Origin of the sequence: Falsiroseomonas tokyonensis (assembly GCF_019024325.1) — a bacterium.
GTDB lineage: Bacteria > Pseudomonadota > Alphaproteobacteria > Acetobacterales > Acetobacteraceae > Falsiroseomonas > Falsiroseomonas tokyonensis.
The window spans coordinates 186,669-211,717 of sequence record NZ_JAFNJS010000002.1 but is presented as its reverse complement, the minus strand read 5'-3'; the positions used below and the strand labels follow the sequence as shown (position 1 = coordinate 211,717).

Sequence of the window (25,049 nt, the reverse complement as noted above, 5' to 3'; positions counted from 1 at the left end):
GTCATGCGCGCGGGCGCCCTTGCGCGACATGCCGCCGCCAAAGCACCCTGCCCCCAGGCTAGACAGGACCAGCGCCGCGTCAATGAGTGGCAATCTGAAGGGCGCGGCCTTGATGTCCGCCGCCGCCGTGCTTTTCGCGGCGGAGGTGCTGATGATCCGCTGGATGACCGCGCGCGGCATTCCGGTGGAGGTGCAGCTGATGGCCCGCGCCCTCGGCCAGCTTCTGTGGGTGACGCCGCGCATCGCGACCAGCGGCCTCGCCGTGTTCCGTACCCGGCGGCTGCCGATGCATCTGCTGCGCGGCGCCTCCTCCCTCATCTGCTGGGGACTCTACTACTATTCCTTCACCCGGCTCGACATGGCGACGGGCACGGTGCTGTCCTTCACCAATGTGATGTTCACCACGCTGCTGGCCGCCCCGATCCTGGGCGAGCGCGTGGATCGCTGGCGCTGGTTCGGCACCATCGCGGGGCTGCTGGGCGTCGCCGTCATGCTGCGGCCGGGGGCGCAGGTGGATGCGCTGGGGGCGGCGGCGGCCATCGCCGCGGCCATCGCCTGGTGCGGCATCACACTGTCCTCCCGCAGCCTGACGCGCACGGACAGCACGCTGACGGTGCTGGCCTGGGTCGGCGTCTTCACCAGCCTTGGCGTGCTGCCGCTGGCCTGGCATGCCTGGGTGCCGCTCGGCCTGTTCGAGTTCGGTTTGTTGATGGTGGTGGCCACCGTCATGCCCGGCATCATCTTCATGGTGACGGAGGCGCTGCGCCATGGCGAGGCCAGCGCCATCGCGCCCTTCCAGTATCTGCGCCTGGTGGTGGTGACGGCGGCCGGCTGGATCCTGTTCAACGAGGTGCCGGACCTGTTCGGCTGGATCGGCGCCGCCATCATCCTGACCGGCGCCGTGGTCATCACCGTGGCGGAGGCGCGCCGGCGGTGAGCCCCTTCGCTAAGGCGGCGCTGCTCTCGGTCGCGGCCGGCTTCATCTTCAACCTGGAAACCACGGTGGTGAAGGCCATCGAGGGCGTGCCACTGGCCACCCTCGTGCTGGCGCGCGCGCTGGGCCAGCTCGGCTGGACGCTGCCCGCGCTGCTGCGCGACCCGACCCTGCCGCGCACCCGCGCCCTGCCCATGCAGGTCTTCCGCGGCCTGCTTTCGGTGGTGTCCTGGTACACCTACTACATCGCCTTCGTCGGCCTGCCGCTGGCCACCGCCACGGTGCTGTCCTTCACCTCCGTCCTGTTCGTCACGGCGCTGGCCGGGCCGGTGCTGGGCGAGAAGGTGCGCTGGCGCCGCTGGAGCGCGACGCTGATCGGCTTCGCCGGCGTCGTCGCCATTGTCCGCCCGGGCTCGGTGGGCGCCGTGGCGCTGGACTGGCCGCTGGCGGCGTCGCTGGCCTCGGCGCTGATGGGGGCGGCGATCGTGCTGACCACGAAGACCCTGGCGCGGACGGAGCGCACCGGCACCATCATGTTCTGGATCGGCGTGGTGGCGGTGGCCGTCGCCCTGCCCGTGGCACTGCCGGGCCTGGCCTGGCCGGGCTGGACCAACCTTCTTCTATTGGTCCTGTGCGGCCTCTGCGGGCCTTTCGCCATGCATCTCTGGATCAATGCGCTGCGCATGGTGGATGCCAGCGTCGTCGCGCCGATCTCCTATGTGCGCCTGGTCTTCGCCGCCGCCACCGGCGTGCTGCTGTTCGAGGAGGTGCCGGATGCCTGGCTCGGCCTGGGTGCGGCGCTGATCGTGGGCTCCGCCCTCTATATCACGCGGCGGGAGGCGCAGGTGGCGCAGCGCCGGGCGGCGCCGCTGGCGGCCAATGCCCAGGCGGCAATTCCAATTCAATCGGCGATTCAGCCGGTGAAGCCCGAGGCCGCGAGGGCCTCCTCAAGCGGCCCGGGCTCCAGCCCGAATTCCCGGTAGCCGAGGCGCAGATGCTGCACATACCAGCCCTCCGGCGGCCCGGCCCGCAGCCGCCGCCCGGCATAGATCCAGGCCTGCGTCCCGTCCGGCAGCGTGACCTTCAGGCGTTCGTAGATGCCGAGCGCCGTGCCCTCGAACTTGTCCAGGCTGCGCAGATGCGCGGGCCGGATGCGCCAGAGCCCCAACGGCAGCAGCGCGCCCGCCTGCGGCGCGATATCCGCGAAGCGCCGCAGCACCAGGCGCCAGCCGGGCAGCAGCGCGGTACCGGCGGGCTCGGCGCCGGCGCAGCGGTCGCGCATGCGGGCGTGGTCGAGGTTGCTGCCATAGGCGGCGTAGAGAAGGGGCATGGCGCGCAGGATCGGGGCGCCGCCGTGGGATTGGCAAGGCCATGATGCTGTTACTGCAAGCCGCGCCGCTGCTGCTGCTGGTGGCGCTGCTGCTCTCCGGCCGCGCCGGTCCGGTGCCGGCGGTGCTGGCCGCCCTGCTGGCCAGCCTGCCCGCCGTGGTCGCGACGCTCGATGCGCCCACCCTGCCCTTCCTGGCGGAGGAGACGCTGCGCGGCGCCTTCCTGGCGCTGAAGCCGATCGCGGTGGTGATGGGCGGGTTGCTGTTCCATGCCGCCGTCAGCGGGCGCGGCGGCGCCGCAGCGCCGGCCGATCCCGCCCCGCGCCGCATCTTCGTGGCTTCGCTGCTGATGGGCGGCTTCATGGAAAGCGTCACCGGCTTTGCGGTCGGCGCGGTCTTCGCGCTCTCCGCCATCCGCGGCATGGGTCTGCGTGGCGCGCCGGCGGGGGCCATGGCGCTGCTGTCCCTCACTTTGGTGCCCTGGGGCGGGCTGGGGCCGGGCACCTCGCTCGGCGCGGCGCTGACCGGCCTGCCGGCGCAGCAGGTGGCGGCGCTGACCGCCTGGCCGAATGCCGCCTGGCTGCTGCTGATGGGGCCGGTGCTCTGGCGGCTGTGTTCGGCCGCCGGCGTGGCGGTGCCCGCGCGGGAGAAGGCGGTGCAGATGGGGGTGCTGCTGGCCATGTCCGGCATCCTGCTTGCCTCCCACGCGCTGTTCCCCTTCGAGGTCGCGGGCATCCTGGCCACCGGCATCCCGCTGCTGGCCATGCTGTACCGGCTGGACCCGCCGCGCGGCGCCGAGGGCTGGCGCAGGGCCTTCCGGTCGCTCGCCCCCTATCTGCTGCTGACCGCGGCGCTGCTGCTGGCGCGGTCCTGGACCACGGCGCCGGCCTGGACGCCCTATGCCGACCTGCCGGGCTTTCCCATCACCCATGTGGCGGTGGTGCTCTGGCTGGTGGCGGGCGGCCTGATGCTGCACCGGGCGGAGCCTTTGGCACGCGGCCGCACGGCGCTGGCCCGCGGGCTTCGGCCGGCGCTCGCCATGTTGCTTTATGTGGTGCTGGCGCGCTGGATGGCCGGGGCCGGCATCGCCGGCGCGCTGGCGCAGGCGGCGGCGGAGGGGCTCGGGCCGGCGGCACCCTATGCCGTGCCGGTGCTGGGGCTTGCCTCCGGCATCGTCACCGGCAGCAATGTCGGCTCCAATGCCGCGCTGATGCCGGTGCAGGCGGCGCTCGGCCAGGCGGCAGGGCTACCGCCGCTGCTGGCGCCCGCCCTGCACAATTTCTCAGGCGCCGCCGGGGCGGGCATGTCCTTCGCCGGCACGGCGATGATCTGCGGATTGCTGGCCGATGGCGCCAGGCCGGCGCAGATCTGGCGGCTGCTGGCGCCCTCGCTGGCCGGGGTCGTGCTGCTGGGCTGGGCTATGGTGGCGCTGCTGGGGTGATCGCGGCGCGGCCGGCGGGGGTGGCCACCACCCACAGCGCGCCGCTGCGCGTCTCGCAGGCCACCAGGCCGCGATCGGCCGCATCCTCCCACACCGTCAGGCGCGGGCAGCTGGTGCGCCAGGTCTCCATCACCTCGGCATAGGGGCGCGGCGCGGCGGCGATCCAGGCCACCAGGTCGCGGATCAGCGGTTCCTTCGGATCGGTCATCGGCATCGTCTCCTGTCACGGGTCATGGAAAGACCAGCAGCCAGCCGCCCTGGGCCAGGTAGAAGGCGGCGATGCCCGCCACCAGCCGCCCGGCCCAGCGCCGGTATTGCTGTTCGGTCAGCGCGGCCAGCAGCGGCCGCGCCGCCAACGTGCCGAGCAGCGAGGCCAGCACGGCGCCGCCGGCCAGCACCGGGTCCAGCGCCTCCGCCGCGCCGATCAGCCCGCCGAAATACAGCAGCTTCAGCGCATGGCCCTGCACCTGGCACACCGCCTTGGTGGCGACGATGCCATGCCGGTCCAGCCTGCCGCCCAGGAAAAAGGCATCGAGCAGCGGCCCGGCGACGCCGGTCAGCAGCATCAGCGACATGCTGGCCATGCCGCTGCCCAGCGCATGGGACGGCCGTTCCGGATCCGCCTTGGCGCCGGCCGGCAGCAGCCGAAGCAGGAAGGGGCTGAGGCCGAGGGCGATCAGCGCCAGCGGCTTGGGCGGCACGAAGAGCACCAGCGACCAGAGGCCCAGCGCCACCAGGCAGCCCAGGCTGTAAAGCCCGACGATCCGCCAGCGCACATGCCCCAGCAGGAAGGCGGCGCGCCAGGCGTTGGAGGCGATCTGCGTCACCGCATGCAGCGCCATCGCCGCCGGCAGGGGCAGCACCAGCAGCAGCACGCCCACCAGCACCAGCCCGCCCGCCATCCCGAAGATGCCCGACAGCAGCGAGGTGGCGATCATCACGAGCCACAGCATCAGCATGAAAGGCAGGGTCATGGGCGCGCATCCTCCGCCGCCTGATTGCGCCGCGATCCTTCCGCGCACAAACTGGATTTCCTGAGGCCAGGATGAGATTTCCTGATGCTGCCCCCCGCCGCCCAACCCTTCCTCAACGGCATCCGCGCCTTCGAGGCCGCCGCCCGCACCGGCAGCTTCGTCGCCGCGGCGGCGGAGCTGCATGTGACGCCCGCCGCCGTCAGCCGCCTGGTGAAGCTGCTGGAGGAACGGATGGGCCTGGCGCTGTTCACCCGCCACGCCGATCGCCTGGCCCTGACCGAGGCCGGCCAGCAGTACCGCGATGGGCTGGTACCCCTGCTCGCCGCCCTCGCCCGGCTGACGGAGCAGGTGGCGGAGGCCGCCGGCGGCGGCGCGCTGACGGTCGGCGTCGGCCCCAGCTTCGCCATCCGCTGGCTGATCCCACGCCTGGCCGATCTGCAGCGCCGCCAGCCGAAGCTGGAGGTGCGCATCGCCACCGGCGGCGCCACCCTGCCCTTTTCCCCCCGCTGGACCTGCGGCATCCGCATGGGCGATGGCGACTGGCCGGGGCTGGTGGCGACGCGGCTGTTCGGCGCCGATTTGCTGCCGGTCTGCAGCCCGGCGCTCGCCCGGCGGCTGCGCGACCCGGCCGGACTCGCCGAGGCGACGCTGCTGCGGGTGACGCATGCGCCGCAGGACTGGCCGCGTTGGCTTGGGGCGGCGGGCCTTTCGGGCATCACGGCGGCAGGGCCGGTCTTCGATTTCTACGGCCAGGCACAGCAGGCCGCGGGCGATGGGCTCGGGGTCGCCATGGGCGTCCGGCCCTATATCGACGATGACCTGGCCGCCGGCCGGCTGGTGGCGCCCTTCCCGCTGCCGGTGGCGCGCGGCACCGCCTGGTACCTGGTGCATGCGGCGGGGCGGGAGGCGGAGCCGGGTTTTCGGGCCTTCCGCGACTGGCTGCTGGCCCAGGCCGCGGCTTGAAGACGCCAGGGCCCGACGCTACCAGCCTGGCATGACCCAGCACCTGCATTTCATCGGCGGCCGCGCCCTGGCCTCGGATGCCGCGCTCCCCGTCCTCAACCCCTCCGACGGCGCCGAGATCGGCCGCATCGCCCGCGGCACGGCGCGGGAGGTGGATGCCGCCTGCCGCGCAGCCGATGCCGCACTCGCCGGCCCCTGGGGCCGCATGCCCGCCGCCGAGCGCGGCCGCCTGCTGCTGAAGCTGGCGGAGCTGGTGCGGCGCGACGGGGAGAAGCTGGCGACCCTCGAATCCCTCGATGTCGGCAAGCCGATCCGCCAGGCCCGCCAGGACGCCGCCGCCTGCGCCCGCTACTTCGAATTCTACGGCGGCGCGGCCGACAAGGTGCATGGCGAGACCATCCCCTCCGCCGAGGGGATCCTGGCCATGACGGTCTGGGAGCCGCATGGCGTCACCGCGCACATCATCCCCTGGAACTACCCGATGCAGATCCTCGGCCGGTCGCTGGGCGGCGCGCTGGCCATGGGCAATGCGGCGGTGGTGAAGCCGGCCGAGGAAGCCTCCCTCACCACCCTCGCCATCGCCGAACTGGCCGCCGAGGCTGGCTTCCCGGACGGCGCGGTGAATGTCGTGACCGGCCTCGGCGAGGAGGCCGGCGCGGCGCTGACGGCGCATCCGCTGGTCGCCCATATCTCCTTCACCGGCAGCCCGGAGGTCGGCACGCTGATCCAGCGCGCGGCGGCGGAGCGCACGATCCCCGTGACGCTGGAGCTGGGCGGCAAGAGCCCGCAGATCGTCTTCGCCGATGCGGATCTGGACCAGGTGGTGCCCGCCGTGATGGGCGCCATCATCCAGAATGCCGGCCAGACCTGCTCCGCCGGGTCCCGCCTGCTGGTGCAGGATTCGGTGCATGACCGGCTGCTGGCCGCGCTGGCAGACCGCTTCGCCGCGCTGGAGGCCGGGCCGGCGGAGCGCGACCTCGACCTCGGCCCGCTGGTGACGCGGGCGCAGCAGCGGCGGGTGGAAGGGTTTCTCGAGACCGCGCGGCGCGATGGTTTGCGCCATGCGGCGACGGGCCGGCTGGCCTCCAACGCGCCGGAGGGCGGCTACTACGTGAAGCCCGTGCTGCTCGACGATGTCGATGCGGCCCACACCCTGGCGCAGGAGGAAATCTTCGGCCCGGTCCTGGTCGCCACGCGCTTCACCGATGAGGACGCGGCGCTGCGCATCGCCAATGGCACCGCCTATGGCCTGGTGGCGGGGGTCTGGACCCGGGACATCGGCCGCGGGTTGCGGCTGGCGCGCCACATCCGCGCGGGCCAGGTCTTCGTCAACAACTACGGCGCCGGCGGCGGCGTGGAACTGCCCTTCGGCGGGGTGAAGCGCAGCGGCCATGGGCGGGAGAAGGGCTTTGCCGCCCTGCACGGCTTCGGCGCGCTGAAGACCATCGCCATCCGCCACGGCTGACGCGCCGGTAATCCCGCGGGCATGTTGCGCATGGCCGCGGGATTGCCGCGTTGAAACTGTGGAAAATGATCAGCGCGCCATAGCCTGCGCCCGGGTTGAAACGGCCACGAAGCGTGCCGTGCCCGGAGGAATGGTATGGACTCGCTGCTTGCCCAGGGACCGCAGTTCCTGGAGATTCTCTGGCTCAACATCATCCTGTCGGGTGACAACGCCGTCGTCATCGGCATGGCCGCCGCCGGCCTGCCCCCCGCCCTGCGGTCCCGCGCCGTGCTGTTCGGCATCCTGGCCGCGGCATTCCTCCGCATCGTCTTCTCGCTCGGCGCGACCTGGCTGCTGGGGCTCTGGTGGGTCGAGATCATCGGCGGGCTGGCACTGCTCTACATCGCCTGGGGCTTCTGGAAGGAACTGCGCCACCAGGCCGAGGAACAGGAAGCCGGCCACGCGGTGCCGGACAAGACGCTGATGCAGGCGCTGCGCCAGATCATCATCGCCGATGTCTCCATGAGCCTGGACAATGTGCTGGCCGTGGCCGCCGTGGCGCGCAACAACATCACCATGCTGGTCATCGGCCTCACCGTCTCCATCCTGCTGATGGGCCTGCTGGGCGGCGCGCTGGCGAAGCTGCTCGATCGCTACAAGATCATCGCCTATGTCGGCCTGGCGCTGATCGCCTGGATCGGCGTGGAGTTGCTGTGGGAAGGCACGGCCGCGGCGAATGAGGCGCTGCATCTCGGCCTGCCGCTGCCCGCCGTGGCCGCGCATTAGAGCATTTTCAAGCCTTGCGGCTTCGCAAGGCGACTCGGAAAATGCGACAAAACAAAGAGCTAGAGCCGTTTCACCGTCTTCGCTTACGGTGAAACGGCTCTAGCCACGCGGGTTGAAGCGGCAGGGCCGCTTCAATATACCCGGGGACAGCAAGGGGCGCCGCCAAGGGCGCCCCAACCCTGGGGAGAGATGCCTTTGATCACCATGACCCGCCGGCTGGCCCTGGCCGCCGCGCTCGCCCTGCCGATGGCCGCGCCGGCCCTCGCGCAGACGCAGATCACCATCCAGCACCCGCTGCCGCTCAACAGCCACTACGGCGCCGGCGCCACCGCGCTGAAGGAAGCCTTCGAGCGTGCGGCCGGCGCCCGCTACAACGTGGTCATCCAGCGCAATGACAATGAGCGCGAGGCGATCGAGAGTGTGCAGATCGGCACGATCGAATGCGTCATCACCTCCACCGGCCCGGTCGGCAACTTCGTGCCGGAGACGCGCAACCTCGACGTGCCCTTCCTGTTCCGTGACACCGCCCATGCCCGCGGCGTGCTGGACAGCGAGATCGGCCAGACGATGCTCGGCCGCTTCTCCGCCCGCGGCCTGGCCGGCGTGGTCTGGATGGAGAACGGCTTCCGCCACCTGACCAATTCGCGGCGCGAGGTGAATACGCCGGCCGATGTGCGCGGCCTGAAGGTGCGCACCATGGAGAACCAGGTGCATATGCGCGCCTTCTCCACCCTCGGCGCGCTGCCGACGCCGATGGCCTTCTCCGAGCTGGTGCCCGCCCTGCAGCAGGGCACGGTGGACGGGCAGGAGAACCCGATCCCGGTCATCGTGGCGAACAACCTGAACCAGGTGCAGCGCTACCTGACGTTGACCGGCCACGTCTATTCGCCGGCCATCCTGATCTGCAACCCGGCCATGCTGGCGCGCATGACGGCCGCCGACCGGGCCGCCTTCATGGAAGCCGCCAAGGCCGGCGCCGCCGCCAACCGCGCCCGCGTCACCTCCGACGAGCAGTCGGGCGTGGAGGAGCTGCGCCGCCGCGGCATGACGGTGGTGACGCAGGTGGACTCGGCCGCCTTCCAGACCGCGCTGGCCGCCGCCTTCACCGAGTATGAGCGCACGCTGGACGGCGCCCTGCTGCGCCGCATCCGGGAGTGGCGCGCGAACTGAGCCTGGCCTGACGGCGGGCGCGGGACGTTCCGCGCCCCCCCTATGCCGGCCCTGCCCCCTGGTTGATGCCGCGGCCGCAATGCATCTATACGCATCCAGCATGCAGCGCCGAAACAACGGCGCGCATCTCCCAGGGAGTCTCCATCCATGAAAGCCTACGGCCGCCTGGCGCTTGCCGCCATGGCCCTGCTGCCTCTCGCCCTGCCAGCGCAGGCGCAGACCCGCCTGACCGTGCAGCACGCCCTGCCGCTCGACAGCCATACCGGCGTCGGCGCCCATACCTTCAAGACGGCGATGGAGCGGCTGACGAACGGGCGCTTCAGCGTCACCACCCAGCGCAACGACAATGAGCGCGAGATGGTGGAAAGCGTGCAAATCGGCACCATCGACTGCACCTTCACCTCCACCGGCCCGGTCGGCAATTTCGTGCCGGAGGTGCGCATCTTCGACGTGCCCTTCCTGTTCCGCGACGCGACCCATGCGCGCGGGGTGCTGGATTCCGAGATCGGCCAGCAGGTCCTGGCGCGCTTCGAGCCGCGCGGCCTGGTCGGCGTGATCTGGATCGAGAACGGCTTCCGCAACCTGACCAATTCGCGGCGCGAGGTGCATACGCCCGCCGACCTGCGCGGCATGAAGATCCGCACCATGGAAAACCAGGTGCATATGCGCGCCTTCACCACGCTGGGCGCGCTGCCCACGCCCATGGCCTTCAGCGAGCTGGTGCCGGCCCTGCAGCAGGGCACGGTGGATGGGCAGGAGAACCCGATTTCGGTCATCGTGGCGAACAACCTGAACCAGGTGCAGCGCTACATGACCATGACGCGCCACGTCTATTCGCCGCAGGTGATGATCTGCAACCCGGCGATGGTGGCGCGCCTCAGCCCCGCCGATCGCGCCCTGTTCCAGCAGGCGGCGCGGGAAGCGCAGACGGCCAACCGCGCCCGCGTCACGGCGGATGAGGAGGCGGGCGTGGCGGAGTTGCGCCGCCGCGGCATGACGGTGGTGACGGAGGTGGACACCGCCGCCTTCCAGACCGCCCTGGCACCGGCCTTCGCCGAATGGCAGCGGACGCTGGATGCCGCCATGCTGAGCCGCATCCGCGAATGGCGCGGCAACTGAGATCCTTCCTCGGGGCCGGGCATGCCGCCCTGCCCCAGCCGCATCCGGAATCCATGCGATGAACATGATGAACGTGGTGCCATTGCAGGTGACGGGGGCGGCAACGCTCGCCGTCGTGCTGCTGGCGCTCTGGGCCGGCTCCGGCGGCGGCGCCCGCGCGATGGTGCGCGCGGCGGTGCTGCGGCTGGACCGGATTTCCACCGGGCTTGCCGCCATCCTCGCCTGCCTGGCGCTGGCCATCGCGGTGGCCGCCGGGCTGTGGCAGGTGTTTGCGCGCTTCGCCACCGAAACCCCCTCCATCTGGTCCGAGGCGCTGGTGCGCACCGCGCTGATCTGGATGGCCTATCTGGGCGTGGCGCTGGCGCTGCGCGGCGGGGCGCTGGTCTCGATCGACGTGGCGCATCGCCTGTCCGCCGGCGCCCTGCAGCGGGGGCTGGAGGCCGCGGCCCTGGCCTGCTCGCTCTCCCTCATGGGCATCATGTTCTGGTTCGGCTGGACCATGGCGCAGCGCGTGCAGTTCCAGGAAATGGCGGGGCTCGAGGTCTCCATGTCCTGGGGCTATGCGGCGATCCCGATCGGCGCGGTCTTCGCCATGGTGGGCGCGCTGGCGCATTTCCTCGACCGCCGCGCCGAAGAGCTGGAGTACGCCGCATGAGCGGCATGATGCTGACGGTCATGCTGGTGCTGTTTGCCATCAGCGTGCCGGTTGCCGTCGCCATCGGGCTTGCCGCCGTCGTCGGCATCCATGGCTATACCAACTTCCCGCTGATCGTCGCCGCGCAGCAGCTGTTCGTGGCGCTGGACAAGTTTCCGCTGGCCGCGATTCCCTTCTTCATCCTGGCCGGCAACCTGATGGATGTTGGCGGCATCTCCCGCCGCCTGGTCGCCTTCGCGCAATCCATCGTGGGCGGCATCCAGGGCGGGCTTCCGGCCACCTGCGTCGTCACCTGCATGATCTTCGCCGCCATCAGCGGAAGCTCCGTCGCCACCACCTTCGCGGTCGGCGCCATCATGATCCCGGCCCTGGTGCGCGCCGGCTATCCGGTGGCCTTCGCCGCCGCGCTGCAGGCCACGGCGGCCGAGCTCGGCGTCATCATCCCGCCCTCCATCCCGATGATCCTCTATGGTGTGACCGCGCAGGTCAGCATCCCGGAGCTGTTCATCGCGGGCATCGCGCCGGGCATCCTGATCTCCGGCGCGCTGGTCGCCACGGTGCTGATCTGGTGCCGCATCAAGGGCTGGGGCAAGCAGGATGGGGAGGGCCGGCTGCCCTTCCTGACCGCGACGCGCCAGGCCGGCTTCGCGCTGTTCATGCCGGTGGTGGTGCTGGGCGGCATCTATGGCGGCATCACCACGCCGACGGAGGCCAGCGTGGTCGCGGTCGCCTATGCCATCCTGGTGGGGATGTTCCTGCATCGGGAGATCGGCTGGCGGGACCTGTACCCGATCTTCCGCAAGTCGGTGATCAGCAGCGCGGTGATCCTGTTCATCATCGCCTGCGCGGCCGTCTTCTCCTGGCTGCTGAACCGGCAGGGCGTGCCGGATGCGGCCGCCGCGTGGCTGGTCGCCACCTTCGACGGCGCGGCCATGTACCTGCTGGGCGTGAACCTGTTCCTCTTCGTCATCGGCATGTTCGTCGAGACCAGCGCCAGCATCATCGTGCTGGCACCGATCCTGGCCGAGGCGGCGGAACGCTTCGGCATCGACGGCGTGCATTTCGGCACGGTGATGGTGGTGAACCTGGCCATGGGCATGATCACGCCGCCCTTCGGCGTGAACCTTTTCGCGGCAGCCCAGGTGGCGGGCACCAGCGTCGACAAGATGATGCGCTACCTGCCGATCTTCCTCGGCGTCATCTTCGCCTGCCTGATGGTCATCACCTACATCCCGGCGCTGACCATGACGCTTCCGAACCTGGTCTTCCGCTGAGCGGTGGAGAGGGCACGCGCCCTCCCCCCGTTCTCAGATATGGCAGCGCCGCAGCAGCCGGGCGTACCAGCCTTCCAGGGCCGGATCGCTCGGCACCTGGATGCCGCTGGCATCGATGCGGACCTCGTGCCGATCGAAGCTGCAATAGGTGAAGGAGACGTCGGGCTCGGCGAATTCCTTCACCTCGCGGGCCATGATGACGGTGGCGATGGCCTCGCCCAGCCGCAGGCTGCGCGTATTGTCGCTGCGCCAATGCACGCCGCCCATGGTGCGGCCCATGGCGACATTGCTGGCGATCTTGTTCAGCTCGCCGCCCACCGTCATCTCCGCCGCATCCGCCCGCTGGTAGCGCGGTAGCGGGCCGCTGGTGACGGTCGCATCCAGCAGGTGCTGCGCGGCGCGGGTCCGCGGGTGGCGGGAAACCTCGACCATCGCCTTGATCGGCGTCTTCTCCTCGAACCAGGCCTTCAGCACGGTGACGCAGGCGCCGGCGACCGTCGCATGGCCGGCGCCATAGGCCGGATGCGCGGGCGACCCGCTGGTGAAGGCCATGGGCAGCAGGAAGTTGTCCTCCGCCGCATGCGGCGTGCCGGCATTGGCCGCGCGGTTCAGTTCGCGGATCGCGCCGGCGGCGCGGGTGGTAAAGACCCAGTCGGGCAGGCCGAAATCCTTGTCCTGGACATGCTGCATGGTCATCAGCCCGCCATAGGCCTCCGGCCGCAGCCGGCGATGCACCATCCACTTCTGCCGCCACACCACCTTCAGCGCGCGGGAGGCGACTTCCGAGACCATGGTCAGCAGGTTCGGCCCGCCCAGCGTGGCGAAGCCCGCCTGGCGCTTCAGCCGCGTCTTGTAGGGATTGCCGTCATCCACCGGCGCGCCCCAGTCCAGCAGCAGCAGGGCGGCGTTGAAATAGGCCTGGTGCAGCGCGTCCTTGTGCACGAAGCGCGCCAGGTCCCGCATGCTGCCGATATGGCGCTGGCGATTGCCGGGCTCGAAGGCGGTGGGGTCGGCGCGGTCGTCATTGGCGCCGGGATAGGGGCGGGAATGGGTGTCCCGGCCGATATTCTGCGCCATCAGCCAGTCCTGCGTGTTCTGCAGGTAGTCGCGCCGCGCGGCATAGGGGAATTGCGCCTGGCTGATGGTCTGCGTGCCGAAGGGCACGTCGTGCAGGAAGAACTGGCTGACCAGCGGCCCGCGCTCCTCATCCATGAAGCCGCTGCGGAACAGCGTCATGGGCGTCAGGTCGAGGCTGCCATCGGCCGCGCAGGGCAGGTCGAGGCCCAGCCGGATCCCCGCCTCCCCATCCGCGGCGGTGGCGCGGCGGAAAATCGGCGCCAGTTCGGCGATCGCATCCTGGACGGAGACCATGGTCGCCGGGTCCGGGCTGTGCAGCGAATCCAGCGGCACGTCGCGCCACTGGGCCATCCAGAACAGCTCCGTCATCTCCGCCGCCGTGCTGTCCGACAGCACCTTCGGTGCGGGCCAGAGATTGACCTCGAAGGGATCGAGGCCCAGTGCCTCCCGCGCCCTGCCGCTCTGCGGGCTGACGAAGGGCGCCGCGCCGCGGTCGCCGCTGGGGATGGTGCCGGGCGGCACGATGCCGCCATCCAGCCCCTCATAGCCCGCGCCGGGCGGGCCGGGGCGGGCATCGGCCGCGGCCTGCACGAAGCGCTGATAGGCGGCGGGATCGACCAGGCCGAAGCGGTCATGCGGCAGGGTCTTGTGGAACTGGCCGATGAAGGGATGGCGGCTGGCGGCGCCCAGGACGGTCTCGTCGTCGTTCGGGCTCCGCCGCTCCGGCATCAGGGGGGTGGGCTGTGCGGTCATCCTTTTTCTCCCTTGGCAGTGGCCCATCAGGCCGCAGTCCGAGGGCGCTTCTCAAGCGAACCGCAACGGTCCGAAACGCGCGAAACCCCGTTTCGCAGCAAGGCATTTCCGCAACGCGACGCTTCGCGGCGGACATGAGCGGCCGCTCAAAAACCGTACCGGATCCCGCATTACCCGGCCGCCGCGACACTGGATTCGGATCGCCCCTGCACTAGACTGCGGTGATGACCGAGCCCCGCCCCATCGCGACCGCCGCCGCGCTGCGCCACCTGCGGCGCGACCCCGTGTTGAAGCAGGTCATCCGCCGCATCGGCCCCTGCACGCTGGTGCCGGTGGTGCGGGAGCCCTACCAGGCGCTGGTCAGCGCCATCACCCACCAGCAGGTGCATGGCCGGGCGGCGGAGGCGATCCTGGGCCGCTTCGTCGCGCTGTACCCCGGCCACGATTTCCCGCCGCCGGCGCTGGTGCTGGATACGCCGGTGGAGGCGATGCGTGGCTGCGGCCTGTCCGGCAACAAGGTGGCTGCCATCCGCGACATCGCGGAAAAGGCCGTGGGCGGCCTGGTGCCGAGCAGCGAGGTCGCCACGCGCCTGGCCGATGAGGCGCTGATCGAGCGCCTGGTCGCGATCCGCGGCGTCGGCCGCTGGACGGTGGAGATGTTTCTCATCTTCACCCTCGGCCGGCCGGACGTGCTGCCCGTGGATGATTTCGGGGTGCGCGAGGGCTGGAAGGTCTCGGCGGGGCTGGAAGCGCAGCCGAAGCCGAAGGAGATGGCCGAGATCGGCGCGGCCTGGGCGCCCTGGCGCTCCGTCGCCGCCTGGTACCTGTGGCGGGCGACGGATGCGGACAAGGTGGCGCGGCTCAAGCCGAAGCTGGCGAAAGCCTCAGCGAAGCCAGCCAATCCGGGATCCGCTGCCTGAAGGCGAAGTAGCCGCGCGTCGCCTCGGGCCAGCAGGCTGCGTCCCAGTCGCGGCGGATCGGGTGCAGCGGGATGCCAAGCCCCTCCAGCGCCGCGGCCGTCCAGCCGACTGGCGCTTCCGGCGTCACCACGGGCAGGCCATGGCCAACCGCCCATCCGGCCACCGCCTCCGGCGCCAGGCCCGTGGCGGGGGCGTCGAAGTGCCGGCCGGCGCGGGCCAGGCCATCGGCCAGGGCCTGCCAGGCATGCCGCGCGACGCCAGGCGCACAGCCGAGCGGGGAGCGCGCCTGCGGCACGGCGAAGCCGGCGATGGCGCGGACCTTTACCCCATCCGGCACCCCATCCGGCAGCAGGCTTTCGGGGTGCAGGTCGTCCTCATGCAGCAGCAGCGCCACGGGGCCCTCGGGCAGCGGGCCCAGCCCCGGCAGCGGGCGGGGCGCGGACGGCGGCAGGAAGGGCAGCGGCGCGGCGTCCTCCTCCAGCTGGCCGGCCGGGTCGAAGCGCCCGCCGGTGCAGCGGGCGATGTTCTCGGCGCGCGCGACATAGGCCTTGCCAGCGGTATGCAGCCCGGCGACCCAGCGCCAGGACAGGGTATTGCTGGCCGCGTCCCCATCCAGCAGATGGCGCAGGAAGAAATCGGCGCCCAGCGTCCAGGGCAGGCGGAGCGTGAAGATCCAGATGCTGGCGAACCACATCCGCGCGTGGTTGTGCAGCCAGTGCGCTTCGCGCAGCTCCGCCGCCCAGGCGTCGAAGCCGGCGATGCCGGTCGCGCCATGCACCGCGCGATCGTAACCCGCGCGCAGCTCCGGCTCCGCCTCCAGCCGCGCCAGGTCCTGCGCGAGTTCCGCCTGGTAGTCGTCCCACAGCGCCGGGCGCAACTGAAGAAAGCCTTTCCAGTAGCTGCGCCAGAAGACTTCCTCGATGAATTTCCCGGCCGCCTCCGCACCATGCAGCCGCAGCGCGGTGGCCACCACCTCCGCCTCCGTCACCAGGCGGTGGCGCAGCGCGGGCGAGAGGCGGGAGACATCGGCGCGATGCCCGGGCCCGAGGTCCGTATTGCGGCCCCGCGCGTAATGATGCCCCATGCGCGGGCCGAAGGCCTGGAGCCGGTGCAGCGCCGCGGCGCGATCCGCGGGAAAGTCTTCGATCGTCATGCGGGTTCAGATCGGCCCGCTTCGCCATCCCGCAACCGAGGCCCCTCATGTCCACCCGCCGCGCGCTGCTGACCATGATGGGGGGGATGGGCCTGGCCGGTGCCGTGGGCGGACTCTACGGCTTCTGGATCGAGCCCGCCTATCGGCTCGGCGTGGCGGAATACCGGCTGAACCCGCCGCTCTGGCCGCGGGACCGGCCCATCACCATCGCGGCGCTGGCCGATATCCATGCCTGCGAGCCGCAAATGCCGCTGGACCGCGTGGCCGAGATCGTCGCCGCCACCAATGCCCTGCAGCCGGACCTCGTGGTGCTGCTGGGCGATTACGTCGGCGGCGGCACGCTGGTGCGGCACCCGATTCCGGTGGCGGAGACGGCGGCCGTGCTGCGCGGGCTTCGGGCGCCACATGGCGTGCATGCCGTGCTCGGCAATCGGGACTGGTGGGACGACCCGCAGGTGCAGCGCTTCCGCCGCGGCGTGCCGCGCACGGCGCGCGTGCTGGCCGAGGCCGGGATCTCCGTGCTGCACAATGCGGCGGTGAAGACGGGTTTTCGCGGCCGCGGCTTCTGGGTGGCGGGCAGCGGCAGCCTCTGGGCTTTCCGGGAGACGGATGACGGCCGCTTCCTGGGCGCCAACCACCTCGGCCGCACCCTGGGCGGCGTGCAGGACCGGGACCCGGTGATCCTGCTCTGCCACGAGCCCGATGTCTTCCCCGATGTGCCGGCGGACCGCGTGGCGCTGACGCTCTGCGGGCATACGCATGGCGGGCAGGTGCGGGTGGCGGGCTTCTCGCCCTATGTGCCTTCTGCCTTCGGCAATCGCTATGCCTATGGGCATGTGCAGGAGGCGGGGAAGCATCTGGTCGTCTCTGGCGGGCTCGGCACCTCCATCCTGCCGGTGCGGATCGGCGTGCCGCCGGAGATCACGCTGGTGCGGCTGGGCTATGCGGCGACCTGAGGCCTGATCGCATTCTTGAGGCTCCCCGGACTGTTTGAAATAGGCAGAATCCCCTCCTGCACAGGGGGAGACAGCGCATGAAGCTGAACAGCCAGCCCCAGCCGATCACGGATGCGGAGCCGGAGACGGTCGTCGGTGGCGCGGGCCAGCCCAACCAGACGGGCCAGGACCCGGACCAGGGCGTGGTGGGCTTCGACTACGGCACCCCGACCAATGACCAGGGCAGCGACGAGGAACACACCGAGATCGCGCCGCGCCACGGCTGGTCCTGACGCGCTAGCGCGTTTTCAAGCCTTGCGGCTTCGCAAGGCGACTCGGAAAACGCGTCAAGACAATGAGCTCGAGCTGTTTCGCCGTCTTCGCTTTCGGTGAAACAGCTCCAGGCGCGCAAGACGTTTTCGAGTTCCATGACCGAAGGACGTGAGCCATGACGGAGACCAAGAAGCCGATCCCCCTGGACGATGCGGCGCTGGACCAGGTGACCGGTGGCGTCGTTGCGCTGAACTTCGAATACAGCGGCGACTGGACCCCGCCCGGCGGTGATCCCTCGGACCAGGATCCGCCCGATGACGAGGTGGTGCCCGAGGCGCGCTCCGGAAACCGCGGCGGGTCGTAGTATGGCGCTGTCCCGCGCCCCGTGGGGGCGCAGGACAGCTAACCGGCCAGGAAGTCCCGCGCCGCGGCCAGGAAGGCCTGCGGATTCTCCGCATGCAGCCAATGGCCGGCGGGGATGCTGGCATGGCTGGCCGCCGGGAAAAGGCGCCGGAACAGCGGCGCATGCTCGGGGCGGATGTAGTCGGACTTGTCGCCGGCCAGCACCAGCACCCTTCCCTCATAGCGCCCCGGCAGATCCGGCCAGCCGCCGATCTGCGGCATGCCCGCGGCAATCTCCTCCAGCCCGATTCGCCAGGCGGGCGGGGTCTGGGCGAAATCCAGGTTCTGCAGCAGGAAGGCGCGCAGCGGCGCGGCGGGCACGGCCGGGGCCAGCGCCGCATCGGCCTCCCGCCGCGTCAGGCCAGGGCGCAGTTCCATGGCGCGCATGGCGGCGACATAGGCGGTGAAGAGCGGCGTCGGATAGGTGACGGGGGCGATATCCGCCACCATCAGCCGCGCCACCCCCTCCGGCCGCGCGAGCGCCAGCGCCATGGCGACCTTGCCGCCCATGGAATGGCCGATCACGGCGGCGGGCCAGGCGCCCTCCGCCTGCAGCGTCTCCGCCACATCGGCGGCCATCGCGGCATAGTCCATGCCGGGCGCATGGGGGGAGGCGCCGTGGTTGCGCAGGTCCAGCGCCAGCACGCGGAAGCCATCGGCCGCCAACTGCTTCTGCACCGCGCCGAAATTCTGCCCGGCGCCGAGCAGCCCGTGCAACAGCACGACGGCAGACCCCTGCCCCATCGCGGTGACGGCAAGCCTCATCCGCGTGCCGCCAAGAAGCGTTTCATCCGCGTGCCGCCAGCACAACTGATGCGATGATCAGCAGCCCGCCCACGATCACATCCCAGCCCAGCGGCTCGCCGAGCCAGAGCGTCGAGACCAGCACGCCGAAGGCCGGCACCATCAGGAAGCCGACGGAGGCCACGGCCCCCGGCAGCTTCCGCCCGGCCTCGATCACGCACCAGGTGCCGATCGGCGCCGCGAACAACCCGATGTAGAGAAGATAGGGCCAGGAACTCAGCCCCACCCCGCCATCCGGTTCCAGCAGCAGCGTGATCGGCACCAGCAGCAGCGCGCCGATGCCGAAGCACCAGGGCAGCAATTCGAACATCGGCGTGCGGGGTGGCCATTTGCGGGAGGCGATGATGGCAATGGTCCAGAGCAGCCCGGCCAGCACCAGCATCAGATGGCCGATCAGCGCATCGTGCTGCGTCCAGTCCACCGACCAGGGCCCGATCAGCACGCCCGCCCCGGCCAGCCCCAACCCCGCCGCGATCCAGCGCGCGGTGGAGACCTTCTCCCCCAGCACCAGCACCGAAAGCGGGATGAGCCAATAGGTCACGACATTGGACAGCACCGCCGTGCGCCCCGCCGGCACCAGCGCCACCGCCAGATGGGTCAGCGCGAAGAAACCGCCAAGCTGGAACAGGCCGAGGAAAAGCACCGCCTTTCGGTCCTGCGCCACGGGAAAGCGCAGCCGCCCGAGCGCCGCCAGCAGGATGGCGGCGCCCACCGCCGCAAGCGCCGATCGGCCCGTGCCGAACCAGAGTGGGGATGCATCCGCCAGCGCGGCCTTGGTGATGGGCCAGGCACCGCCAAAGAGGATGACGGCTGCGAAAAGCAGCCGGAAGGCAGACGCCATGGGCATTGCCGTTAACCTAGCCGCGCCCGTCGCGTCGCGAAAAGCCTGGATTTGTGCGATTACGCTGACAATTCGACATTTGTCGACCGTCGCTGCGCAGGCCTCGGAAGCCGCGGCGCCATCAAGCCCGCGCCGAACGTGCCACCATTTCCGCCCGCATCTCCCGCGCCGCCTGCCCGGCGCCACCGGGCCGCGCCGCCTGCAGATCCGCCTCCGTCACCAGCGCGCCGGCCGGCACCGAACGCGCCAGCGGCACGCCATGCGCCAGCCCGATCGGCACCGCGCCGAGTGCGAGCGATCGCGCGGCGGGAATGCACCTGCCCCAGACCATGGCGCCACCCTCGCCATCCAGCACCTCGCCCGGCCGCAGATCGCGCTTGGCGATGGCGACGCAATCCGCGGACCAGCTTTCCGAACTGCCCGTGGGTTCCCGACGCAGCGCGGCGGAGGCGACGGAGACGCCGAGCTCCAGCCCGATGAAGTGATAGGGCCGCCACAGCGCGGCATAGCGTCCGGAGGAATCGGTGGCGACGCCGTATTCCGCGAAGCAGCGGCGGGCATATTCGGTATCGCCCTCGAAGACGACATAGACGCCCCAGCGGAGGTTGTCCGGAATCTCGGCGCCGTCGCGCGTCAGGGAGGAGACGACTTCCACCATGCCCTTGCGCGGCAGGATGCCGCCCTCGTTGTGCGGGCGCAGCAGGTCGGGCAGCTGGCTGGTGCCGGCGGGCGGGAAGGCCAGGCCATCTTCGGGCGGCGCCAGGCCGGTGGCATTGGCGATCGCCGCCATCTCGATGCCGGACTTCGTGCCGTCGAGGAAGGAGTTGAACATGCGCGGATTCATCGCCCCCGCGCGCGCCTGTTCGGCCGTCAGCCCGTAGAAGTCCCAGACGGTGTCGGGCGTGCTGGCGTGATAGGCGGGCAGATACTTCGTGCCCTTGCCGGCCGCGACGATGGAAAAGCCGCCGGCGCGGATGGTGTCGACCAGCTCCGCCACCAAAGCCGGCTGGTCGCCATAGGCCATGGAATAGACCACGCCGGCCGCCGCGGCTTCCCGCGCCAGCAGCGGGCCGGCCAGCACATCGGCCTCCACATTCACCATCACCACATGCTTGCCGTGGCGGATGGCGTGGCGGGCATGGACCAGGCCGGCGGCGGGGTCGCCGGTGGCCTCCACCACCACCTCCACATGCGGATCGGCGATCAGCGCCAGGCTGTCCTCGGTCAGCCAGGTGGCGCCGCTGCGCGCGGCGGTCGCGGCATCGGGCGCCTGGCCGGCTTCCGCCGGCCAATGGATGCGCGCCAGGGCGGCGCGGGCATTGGGGATGGAGAGGTCGGCGATGCCCAGCACATGCAGCCCCGGCGTGCGCGGCGCCTGGTGCAGGAACATGGAGCCGAATTTGCCGGCGCCGATCACGGCGACGCGGACCGGGCGGCCTTCCGCTTGGCGCTTCAGCAGCAGGCGGTGCAGGTTCATGGCGGGGCTCTCAGGGGGAATACCAGGGCCGCGGCCGCGATCCCGGCAGCGGCAGGGCGGTGCCGGGGCGGCGGGCCAGAAGCAGCGTGGCGGCCAGCGCCAGCAGCACCGAAAGCCCCTGCCCGGCCCGCCGCAAGCCACGATCGCGCAGCCGCATCGTCAGGCCCAGCAGCAGCAGCGCCGCGGCGAAGACCAGCCAGAGCGTCACGGCGCCCCCTCAGCCCATGGTCAGCATGATCTTGCCGATATGCGCGCTGCTTTCCATCAGCCGATGCGCCTCCGCCGCCTGCGCCAGAGGGAAGGTGCGGAAGATGCGCGGCGCGGCTTGGCCCTGCGCCAGCAGCGGCCAGACCTTGGCTTCCAGCGCCTGGGCGATCTCCCCCTTCTGCGCCGTGCTGCGCGGCCGCATGGTGCTGCCGGTGACGGTCAGGCGCTTCACCATGATCGGCCGCAGGTCCACCTGTTCCGCCACATGCCCGTTCAGGAAGGCGATCATCACCAGGCGGCCGTCCAGCTTCAGGCAGCGCAGGTTCTTCGTGAAATACGGCGCGCCGACCATGTCGAGCACCACGTCCACGCCCTTCCCGCCCGTCAGCGCCTTGATGCGCTCGGCGAAGTCCTCGGCCTTGTAGTCGATCGCCGCATCCGCCCCGAGCTCCAGGCAGGCCGCCACCTTCTCCGCGCTGCCCGCCGTCGCATAGACCGTCGCGCCGAAGGCCTTGGCGAGTTGGATGGCCGTCACGCCGATGCCGGACGTGCCGCCATGGATCAGGATGCTTTCGCCCGCCGCCAGCCGGCCATGCCCGAAGACATTGGCCCAGACGGTGAAATAGGTCTCTGGCAGGGCGGCGGCGTGCAGCGCGTCGAAGCCGGCAGGCCAGGGCAGCGTCTGCGCCTCGGGCGCCACGCAATACTCGGCATAGGCACCGCCATTGGTCAGCGCACAGACCTTGTCGCCGACCCTGAAGCGCTTCACCGCGGCGCCCACCGCCACCACCTCTCCGGCGCATTCCAGGCCGAGCACGGGGCTGGCGCCGGGCGGCGGCGGATAGCTGCCATTGCGCTGCGCCACGTCCGGGCGGTTCACGCCCACGGCCTGGGTGCGGATCAGCACCTCATCCCCCGCCGGGCTGGGCACCGGGCCGCGCGCCGCCGCCAGCACCTCCGGCCCACCGCCCTTGCCGGTGCCGCCCTGGGTGTGGTCGATCAGCGTCATCTCGGCGGGCAGGCTGGGCATGGCGGTTCCTCGGCTCGGCGAGGGTCCGAGGGACCATGCGGCGGCGCGCCCCGTCAAGGCCAGCGCCACGCGCCAGCGGGGTTGTGCGCGCGGCGCGGCGCATGGGAAAGTCGCGGGGGCGCCCGGGGAAGGGGATCAGCATGCAGGGCTTCGGCCGCCGGGGTTTCGGCGGGCTGGCCATTTCGACGGGGGCGGGCCTGGGCCTGGCGGCGTTCGGTGCGCGGGCGCAGGCGCCGGCCCAGCCCGCCGCCCCGGAGATCCGACTCGGCGCGCTGTTTCCCCTCACCGGCCCCGCCGGCCTGTTCGGCGACGAATCCTTCCGCGGCGTGGAACTGGCGGTGGAGGAGCGCAATGCCGCAGGCGGCGTCCTCGGCCGCAGCCTCCGCCTGGTGCGCGCCGATGCGCCCGACGAGGCTGCCGCGACGGCGGAGGCGCGGCGCTTGAGTCAGGGGGCGGACCGCGTCACCGCCATCCTCGGCAGCTTCAGCACCGCCATTGCCCTGCCCGCCTCCCAGGTCGCGGAGCTGGCGGGGCTGCCCTATTTCGAGCTGGGCGCCATCGGCGATGCGGTGATGGAGCGCAATTTCCGCTGGGTCTTCCGCGTCGCCCCGCGCGCGCAGGATTTTGCCGCAACCGCGCTGGATGGCGTGGCGCTGCTGGCGGCCTCGCTCACGCGCAGCCCCGAATCGCTGCGCCTGGCCATCGCGCAGGAGGATGCGCTGGGCCCGCAATCCGTCGCCGCCGCGCAGGAAGCCCTGGCGGCGGAGCGCCGGCTGACGCTGGTGCAACGCGCCACCTATGCGCCGCGGCCCACCGACCTGGCCGCGCTGGTGCAGCGGCTGCGCGGGCTGGATGCGGAGGTGGTGCTGCATGCCGGCGCGCCGGGCGACGAGATCCTGCTGTTCCGCGCCATGCGGGATGCGAATTGGCGGCCGCGGATGGTGATCGGCACCGCCGGCGGCTATGGCCTCGCCGAGACGGCGCGCAGCATCGGCGCGGATTTCGCCGGCACGATGAGCGCGGATTTCACCCCCTCCGCGGTGAATGAGAGGGTGGCGCCGGGCGCGCGGGCCTATGCCGAGGCCTATCTGCGCCGCTACGGGGCGGATCCGCGCTCCGGCCACGGCCTGGCCTGCTTCACGGGCACGCGGATTGTGCTGGATGCGCTGCAGCGCGCCGGCAGCACGGAGCGCGACCGCATCCGTGCCGCCGTGCTGGCCACCGATATCCCGGAAGGCAGCACCGCCAGCGGCTGGGGCGCGCGATTCGATGAGCGCGGGCAGAACCTGCGCGCCAGGCCCGTGCTCTGCCAATGGCAGCCCGCCCCCGCCGCGCCCGGCAGCCCGCCCGGATTGCGCCAGGTGGTGATCGCCCCGGCCGAGGCCGCGGTGGCCGAGGCGCTGGGCCGGCTGGGCCTATGATGCAAGTCCCCATGGGCGCGGAGGCGGTGCCCGATAGCCGCGGCCTGAACCTTTGGCGCGCCGATCCGATGCTGGAGCGCCTGGCCGGGCTGTACCTGCCGCCCGACCTGCTGGCGCATCTGCGGCCGCATCTGGACCGGCTGGGCGCGCTGGCCGGCGGTCGGTTGGATGAATTGGCCGCCATCGCGGATCGCAACCCACCGGTGCTGCACAGCCGCGACCGGCGCGGCGCGGACCGGCAGCAGATCGAATATCACCCCGCCTATCGGGAAATGGAGCGGCTGGCCTTCGGCGATTACGGCCTGGCCGCGCTGTCGCATCGCGCCGGCGTGCTGGGCTGGCCCGCGCCGATGCCGCCATCGGCCAAATACCTGGTCACCTATCTGCTGGTGCAGGCGGAATTCGGCCTCTGCTGCCCGGTCTCCATGACCGACAGCCTGACGCGCACGCTGCGCCGCTTCGGCGACCCGGTGCTGGTCGCGCGCTACCTGCCGGCACTGACCAGCCAGGACCTGGATGCGCTGCACCAGGGCGCGATGTTCATGACGGAACAGGGCGCCGGCAGCGACATCGCCGCCACCGCCGTGATGGCCGCGCCGAGGGCGGATGGCAGCTGGGCGCTGACCGGCGACAAGTGGTTCTGCTCCAACCCCGATGCGGGCCTCGCCATGGTGCTGGCGCGGCGCGAGGGCACGGGGCCGGGGCTGGCCGGCGTTTCCCTGTTCCTGCTGCCCAGGGTGCTGCCGGATGGCAGCGACAACGCCTATCGCATCCTGCGGCTGAAGCCGAAGCTCGGCACGCGGTCCATGGCCAGCGGCGAGATCCGGCTGGAGGGGGCGACGGCCTATCTGGTGGGCGACCCCGAGGCCGGCTTCCGGCAGATGGCCGACATGGTCAACAACTCCCGCCTGTCCAACGGCATGCGCGCCGCCGGGCTGATGCGCCGCGCGATGACGGAGGCGCTGTATGTGGCGCATCGCCGCCGCGCCTTCGGCCAGCGCCTGGTGGACATGCCCCTGATGCGCCGGCAGCTGACAAAAATGCTGCTGCCGATGGAGCAGGCGCGCAGCCTGATGTTCCAGGCGGCGGAGGCGCTGCGCCGCGCCGATCTGGGCGAGGAGGGCGCCTATCCCCTGCTCCGCATCCTGACGCCGCTGCTGAAATTCCGCGCCTGCCGCGACGCCCGGCGCGTGACGGGCGATGCGATGGAGGTGCGCGGCGGCTGCGGCTATATCGAGGAATGGCCGGATGCCCGGCTGCTGCGCGACGCGCATCTCGGCAGCATCTGGGAGGGCACCAGCAATATCGTGGCGCTCGACGTGCTGCGCGCCGCGAAGCGGGAGGCGGCGCTGCCGGTGCTGCGCCGGCATGTTCTGGGCCTGCTGGGCAATGGCGCCGCCCTGCCCGAGGCCCCCGAAGCTTTGGACCGCGCCCTGGCCCTGGCCGAGCGTGCGCAGGCGGATCCGGCCCTGGCCCGCCAGGCGGCCTCCGCCCTCTATCACCTGACCTCCGCCGCCGCGATGGCCTGGGAGGCGACGCGGCTGGAGGATGCGGGCCGGCTGGAACTGGCCCGCCTGGTGCTGCGCCACCGCGTGATGCCGCGCGACCCGCTGGCGGCAGAGGCGGCGCCGGTGCCGGAGGCGCTGCTGCCCGACCCCGGCGCCTGAC

The 25,049-nt window shown here is 71.4% G+C and carries 26 protein-coding genes; 16 read left to right on the top strand and 10 right to left on the bottom strand.

Going from position 1 to position 25,049, the window contains the following annotated elements; genetic code table 11:
• Positions 1-28 precede the first annotated feature (28 nt).
• Entirely contained in the window at positions 29-937 is a 909-nt protein-coding gene (locus tag J3S20_RS30135; RefSeq protein WP_281419454.1) for a DMT family transporter, read from the top strand.
• A complete protein-coding gene (locus J3S20_RS30130; RefSeq protein ID WP_343215179.1) occupies positions 934-1,917 on the top strand; it encodes a DMT family transporter in 984 nt (327 codons plus the stop codon). The genes J3S20_RS30135 and J3S20_RS30130 overlap by 4 nt, the downstream gene beginning before the upstream one ends.
• Here the strand turns inward: J3S20_RS30130 and J3S20_RS07110 are convergent.
• A complete protein-coding gene (locus J3S20_RS07110; protein WP_216835756.1) occupies positions 1,848-2,264 on the bottom strand; it encodes a gamma-glutamylcyclotransferase family protein in 417 nt (138 codons plus the stop codon). The two genes, J3S20_RS30130 and J3S20_RS07110, sit on opposite strands and share 70 nt — an antisense overlap.
• 41 nt (positions 2,265-2,305) lie before the next feature.
• On the opposite strand from J3S20_RS07110, the gene J3S20_RS07105 reads away from it, so the two are divergent.
• Positions 2,306-3,703, top strand: a complete 1,398-nt coding sequence (locus tag J3S20_RS07105) for an L-lactate permease (protein WP_216835755.1) — start codon at positions 2,306-2,308, stop codon at positions 3,701-3,703.
• On the opposite strand, the gene J3S20_RS07100 is transcribed toward J3S20_RS07105, so the two are convergent.
• The gene (locus J3S20_RS07100; protein ID WP_246602475.1) at positions 3,681-3,911 is read right to left on the bottom strand and encodes a hypothetical protein; all 231 of its coding nucleotides are present in this window, start codon (positions 3,909-3,911) and stop codon (positions 3,681-3,683) included. The genes J3S20_RS07105 and J3S20_RS07100 overlap by 23 nt on opposite strands.
• A gap of 22 nt (positions 3,912-3,933) precedes the next feature.
• Positions 3,934-4,677, bottom strand: coding sequence for a TSUP family transporter (locus tag J3S20_RS07095; RefSeq protein ID WP_216835753.1), 744 nt, complete (start codon positions 4,675-4,677; stop codon positions 3,934-3,936).
• Positions 4,678-4,761: 84 nt separating this feature from the next.
• Between J3S20_RS07095 and J3S20_RS07090 the strand changes: the two genes are divergently transcribed.
• From J3S20_RS07090 to J3S20_RS07060, 7 genes are all read left to right on the top strand, one after another.
• Positions 4,762-5,640 (top strand): LysR substrate-binding domain-containing protein, encoded by an 879-nt coding sequence (locus J3S20_RS07090; protein ID WP_216835752.1) that lies wholly within the window; start codon positions 4,762-4,764, stop codon positions 5,638-5,640.
• 31 nt (positions 5,641-5,671) lie between these two features.
• The gene (locus J3S20_RS07085; protein ID WP_216835751.1) at positions 5,672-7,105 is read left to right on the top strand and encodes an aldehyde dehydrogenase family protein; all 1,434 of its coding nucleotides are present in this window, start codon (positions 5,672-5,674) and stop codon (positions 7,103-7,105) included.
• Positions 7,106-7,240: 135 nt separating this feature from the next.
• Positions 7,241-7,870 (top strand): YjbE family putative metal transport protein, encoded by a 630-nt coding sequence (locus J3S20_RS07080; protein ID WP_216835750.1) that lies wholly within the window; start codon positions 7,241-7,243, stop codon positions 7,868-7,870.
• A gap of 204 nt (positions 7,871-8,074) precedes the next feature.
• Entirely contained in the window at positions 8,075-9,040 is a 966-nt protein-coding gene (locus tag J3S20_RS07075; protein ID WP_246602561.1) for a DctP family TRAP transporter solute-binding subunit, read from the top strand.
• Positions 9,041-9,187: 147 nt separating this feature from the next.
• The gene (locus J3S20_RS07070) at positions 9,188-10,159 is read left to right on the top strand and encodes a DctP family TRAP transporter solute-binding subunit (protein ID WP_216835749.1); all 972 of its coding nucleotides are present in this window, start codon (positions 9,188-9,190) and stop codon (positions 10,157-10,159) included.
• 58 nt (positions 10,160-10,217) lie between these two features.
• The gene (locus tag J3S20_RS07065; protein WP_246602474.1) at positions 10,218-10,814 is read left to right on the top strand and encodes a TRAP transporter small permease; all 597 of its coding nucleotides are present in this window, start codon (positions 10,218-10,220) and stop codon (positions 10,812-10,814) included.
• The gene (locus J3S20_RS07060; RefSeq protein ID WP_216835748.1) at positions 10,811-12,088 is read left to right on the top strand and encodes a TRAP transporter large permease; all 1,278 of its coding nucleotides are present in this window, start codon (positions 10,811-10,813) and stop codon (positions 12,086-12,088) included. Before J3S20_RS07065 ends, J3S20_RS07060 begins: the two co-directional genes overlap by 4 nt.
• 33 nt (positions 12,089-12,121) lie before the next feature.
• Here J3S20_RS07060 and J3S20_RS07055 read toward each other — a convergent pair whose 3' ends face one another.
• Positions 12,122-13,918, bottom strand: a complete 1,797-nt coding sequence (locus J3S20_RS07055) for a vanadium-dependent haloperoxidase (RefSeq protein ID WP_216835747.1) — start codon at positions 13,916-13,918, stop codon at positions 12,122-12,124.
• A 224-nt stretch (positions 13,919-14,142) separates the two neighbouring features.
• On the opposite strand from J3S20_RS07055, the gene J3S20_RS07050 reads away from it, so the two are divergent.
• Positions 14,143-14,838 carry a DNA-3-methyladenine glycosylase family protein gene (locus tag J3S20_RS07050; protein WP_216835746.1) on the top strand — a complete coding sequence of 232 codons (696 nt, stop codon included), beginning with the start codon at positions 14,143-14,145 and terminating at the stop codon, positions 14,836-14,838.
• Here the strand turns inward: J3S20_RS07050 and J3S20_RS07045 are convergent.
• Positions 14,780-15,991 (bottom strand): FAD-binding domain-containing protein, encoded by a 1,212-nt coding sequence (locus J3S20_RS07045; RefSeq protein ID WP_216835745.1) that lies wholly within the window; start codon positions 15,989-15,991, stop codon positions 14,780-14,782. The two genes, J3S20_RS07050 and J3S20_RS07045, sit on opposite strands and share 59 nt — an antisense overlap.
• Before the next feature lie 47 nt (positions 15,992-16,038).
• On the opposite strand from J3S20_RS07045, the gene J3S20_RS07040 reads away from it, so the two are divergent.
• From J3S20_RS07040 to J3S20_RS07030, 3 genes are all read left to right on the top strand, one after another.
• Entirely contained in the window at positions 16,039-16,947 is a 909-nt protein-coding gene (locus J3S20_RS07040; protein ID WP_216835744.1) for a metallophosphoesterase, read from the top strand.
• Between the two features lie 77 nt (positions 16,948-17,024).
• Complete coding sequence (locus J3S20_RS07035; protein ID WP_216835743.1) at positions 17,025-17,219, top strand: hypothetical protein; 195 nt, start codon at positions 17,025-17,027, stop codon at positions 17,217-17,219.
• A 155-nt stretch (positions 17,220-17,374) separates the two neighbouring features.
• Positions 17,375-17,563 carry a hypothetical protein gene (locus J3S20_RS07030; protein ID WP_216835742.1) on the top strand — a complete coding sequence of 63 codons (189 nt, stop codon included), beginning with the start codon at positions 17,375-17,377 and terminating at the stop codon, positions 17,561-17,563.
• A 38-nt stretch (positions 17,564-17,601) separates the two neighbouring features.
• On the opposite strand, the gene J3S20_RS07025 is transcribed toward J3S20_RS07030, so the two are convergent.
• The 5 genes from J3S20_RS07025 to J3S20_RS07005 form a co-directional block, all read right to left on the bottom strand.
• Positions 17,602-18,366 (bottom strand): alpha/beta fold hydrolase, encoded by a 765-nt coding sequence (locus tag J3S20_RS07025; RefSeq protein WP_216835741.1) that lies wholly within the window; start codon positions 18,364-18,366, stop codon positions 17,602-17,604.
• A 22-nt stretch (positions 18,367-18,388) separates the two neighbouring features.
• Positions 18,389-19,246, bottom strand: a complete 858-nt coding sequence (locus J3S20_RS07020) for a DMT family transporter (protein ID WP_246602473.1) — start codon at positions 19,244-19,246, stop codon at positions 18,389-18,391.
• Between the two features lie 121 nt (positions 19,247-19,367).
• Positions 19,368-20,723 carry an NAD(P)H-dependent oxidoreductase gene (locus J3S20_RS07015; RefSeq protein WP_216835739.1) on the bottom strand — a complete coding sequence of 452 codons (1,356 nt, stop codon included), beginning with the start codon at positions 20,721-20,723 and terminating at the stop codon, positions 19,368-19,370.
• 10 nt (positions 20,724-20,733) lie between these two features.
• Entirely contained in the window at positions 20,734-20,931 is a 198-nt protein-coding gene (locus tag J3S20_RS07010; RefSeq protein WP_216835738.1) for a hypothetical protein, read from the bottom strand.
• A gap of 9 nt (positions 20,932-20,940) precedes the next feature.
• On the bottom strand, positions 20,941-21,960 hold the full coding sequence (locus tag J3S20_RS07005) for an NAD(P)H-quinone oxidoreductase (protein WP_379793635.1): 1,020 nt from the start codon (positions 21,958-21,960) through the stop codon (positions 20,941-20,943).
• A 140-nt stretch (positions 21,961-22,100) separates the two neighbouring features.
• On the opposite strand from J3S20_RS07005, the gene J3S20_RS07000 reads away from it, so the two are divergent.
• Together J3S20_RS07000 and J3S20_RS06995 are read left to right on the top strand one after the other, a co-directional pair.
• Entirely contained in the window at positions 22,101-23,381 is a 1,281-nt protein-coding gene (locus J3S20_RS07000; RefSeq protein ID WP_216835737.1) for an ABC transporter substrate-binding protein, read from the top strand.
• Complete coding sequence (locus J3S20_RS06995; protein WP_216835736.1) at positions 23,378-25,048, top strand: acyl-CoA dehydrogenase family protein; 1,671 nt, start codon at positions 23,378-23,380, stop codon at positions 25,046-25,048. The genes J3S20_RS07000 and J3S20_RS06995 overlap by 4 nt, the downstream gene beginning before the upstream one ends.
• The last annotated feature ends 1 nt before the right edge of the window (position 25,049 follow it).

What these genes read in the sequence shown, in the direction of transcription:
- J3S20_RS30135 (WP_281419454.1), top strand. Translation starts at nt 29, where the DNA reads ATGCCGCCGCCAAAGCACCCTGCCCCCAGGCTAGACAGGACCAGCGCC.
- J3S20_RS07110 (WP_216835756.1), bottom strand. Translation starts at nt 2,264, where the DNA reads ATGCCCCTTCTCTACGCCGCCTATGGCAGCAACCTCGACCACGCCCGC.
- J3S20_RS07105 (WP_216835755.1), top strand. Translation starts at nt 2,306, where the DNA reads ATGATGCTGTTACTGCAAGCCGCGCCGCTGCTGCTGCTGGTGGCGCTG.
- J3S20_RS07100 (WP_246602475.1), bottom strand. Translation starts at nt 3,911, where the DNA reads ATGACCGATCCGAAGGAACCGCTGATCCGCGACCTGGTGGCCTGGATC.
- J3S20_RS07095 (WP_216835753.1), bottom strand. Translation starts at nt 4,677, where the DNA reads ATGACCCTGCCTTTCATGCTGATGCTGTGGCTCGTGATGATCGCCACC.
- J3S20_RS07090 (WP_216835752.1), top strand. Translation starts at nt 4,762, where the DNA reads ATGCTGCCCCCCGCCGCCCAACCCTTCCTCAACGGCATCCGCGCCTTC.
- J3S20_RS07085 (WP_216835751.1), top strand. Translation starts at nt 5,672, where the DNA reads ATGACCCAGCACCTGCATTTCATCGGCGGCCGCGCCCTGGCCTCGGAT.
- J3S20_RS07080 (WP_216835750.1), top strand. Translation starts at nt 7,241, where the DNA reads ATGGACTCGCTGCTTGCCCAGGGACCGCAGTTCCTGGAGATTCTCTGG.
- J3S20_RS07075 (WP_246602561.1), top strand. Translation starts at nt 8,075, where the DNA reads ATGACCCGCCGGCTGGCCCTGGCCGCCGCGCTCGCCCTGCCGATGGCC.
- J3S20_RS07070 (WP_216835749.1), top strand. Translation starts at nt 9,188, where the DNA reads ATGAAAGCCTACGGCCGCCTGGCGCTTGCCGCCATGGCCCTGCTGCCT.
- J3S20_RS07065 (WP_246602474.1), top strand. Translation starts at nt 10,218, where the DNA reads ATGAACATGATGAACGTGGTGCCATTGCAGGTGACGGGGGCGGCAACG.
- J3S20_RS07060 (WP_216835748.1), top strand. Translation starts at nt 10,811, where the DNA reads ATGAGCGGCATGATGCTGACGGTCATGCTGGTGCTGTTTGCCATCAGC.
- J3S20_RS07055 (WP_216835747.1), bottom strand. Translation starts at nt 13,918, where the DNA reads ATGACCGCACAGCCCACCCCCCTGATGCCGGAGCGGCGGAGCCCGAAC.
- J3S20_RS07050 (WP_216835746.1), top strand. Translation starts at nt 14,143, where the DNA reads ATGACCGAGCCCCGCCCCATCGCGACCGCCGCCGCGCTGCGCCACCTG.
- J3S20_RS07045 (WP_216835745.1), bottom strand. Translation starts at nt 15,991, where the DNA reads ATGACGATCGAAGACTTTCCCGCGGATCGCGCCGCGGCGCTGCACCGG.
- J3S20_RS07040 (WP_216835744.1), top strand. Translation starts at nt 16,039, where the DNA reads ATGTCCACCCGCCGCGCGCTGCTGACCATGATGGGGGGGATGGGCCTG.
- J3S20_RS07035 (WP_216835743.1), top strand. Translation starts at nt 17,025, where the DNA reads ATGAAGCTGAACAGCCAGCCCCAGCCGATCACGGATGCGGAGCCGGAG.
- J3S20_RS07030 (WP_216835742.1), top strand. Translation starts at nt 17,375, where the DNA reads ATGACGGAGACCAAGAAGCCGATCCCCCTGGACGATGCGGCGCTGGAC.
- J3S20_RS07025 (WP_216835741.1), bottom strand. Translation starts at nt 18,366, where the DNA reads ATGAGGCTTGCCGTCACCGCGATGGGGCAGGGGTCTGCCGTCGTGCTG.
- J3S20_RS07020 (WP_246602473.1), bottom strand. Translation starts at nt 19,246, where the DNA reads ATGGCGTCTGCCTTCCGGCTGCTTTTCGCAGCCGTCATCCTCTTTGGC.
- J3S20_RS07015 (WP_216835739.1), bottom strand. Translation starts at nt 20,723, where the DNA reads ATGAACCTGCACCGCCTGCTGCTGAAGCGCCAAGCGGAAGGCCGCCCG.
- J3S20_RS07005 (WP_379793635.1), bottom strand. Translation starts at nt 21,960, where the DNA reads ATGCCCAGCCTGCCCGCCGAGATGACGCTGATCGACCACACCCAGGGC.
- J3S20_RS07000 (WP_216835737.1), top strand. Translation starts at nt 22,101, where the DNA reads ATGCAGGGCTTCGGCCGCCGGGGTTTCGGCGGGCTGGCCATTTCGACG.
- J3S20_RS06995 (WP_216835736.1), top strand. Translation starts at nt 23,378, where the DNA reads ATGATGCAAGTCCCCATGGGCGCGGAGGCGGTGCCCGATAGCCGCGGC.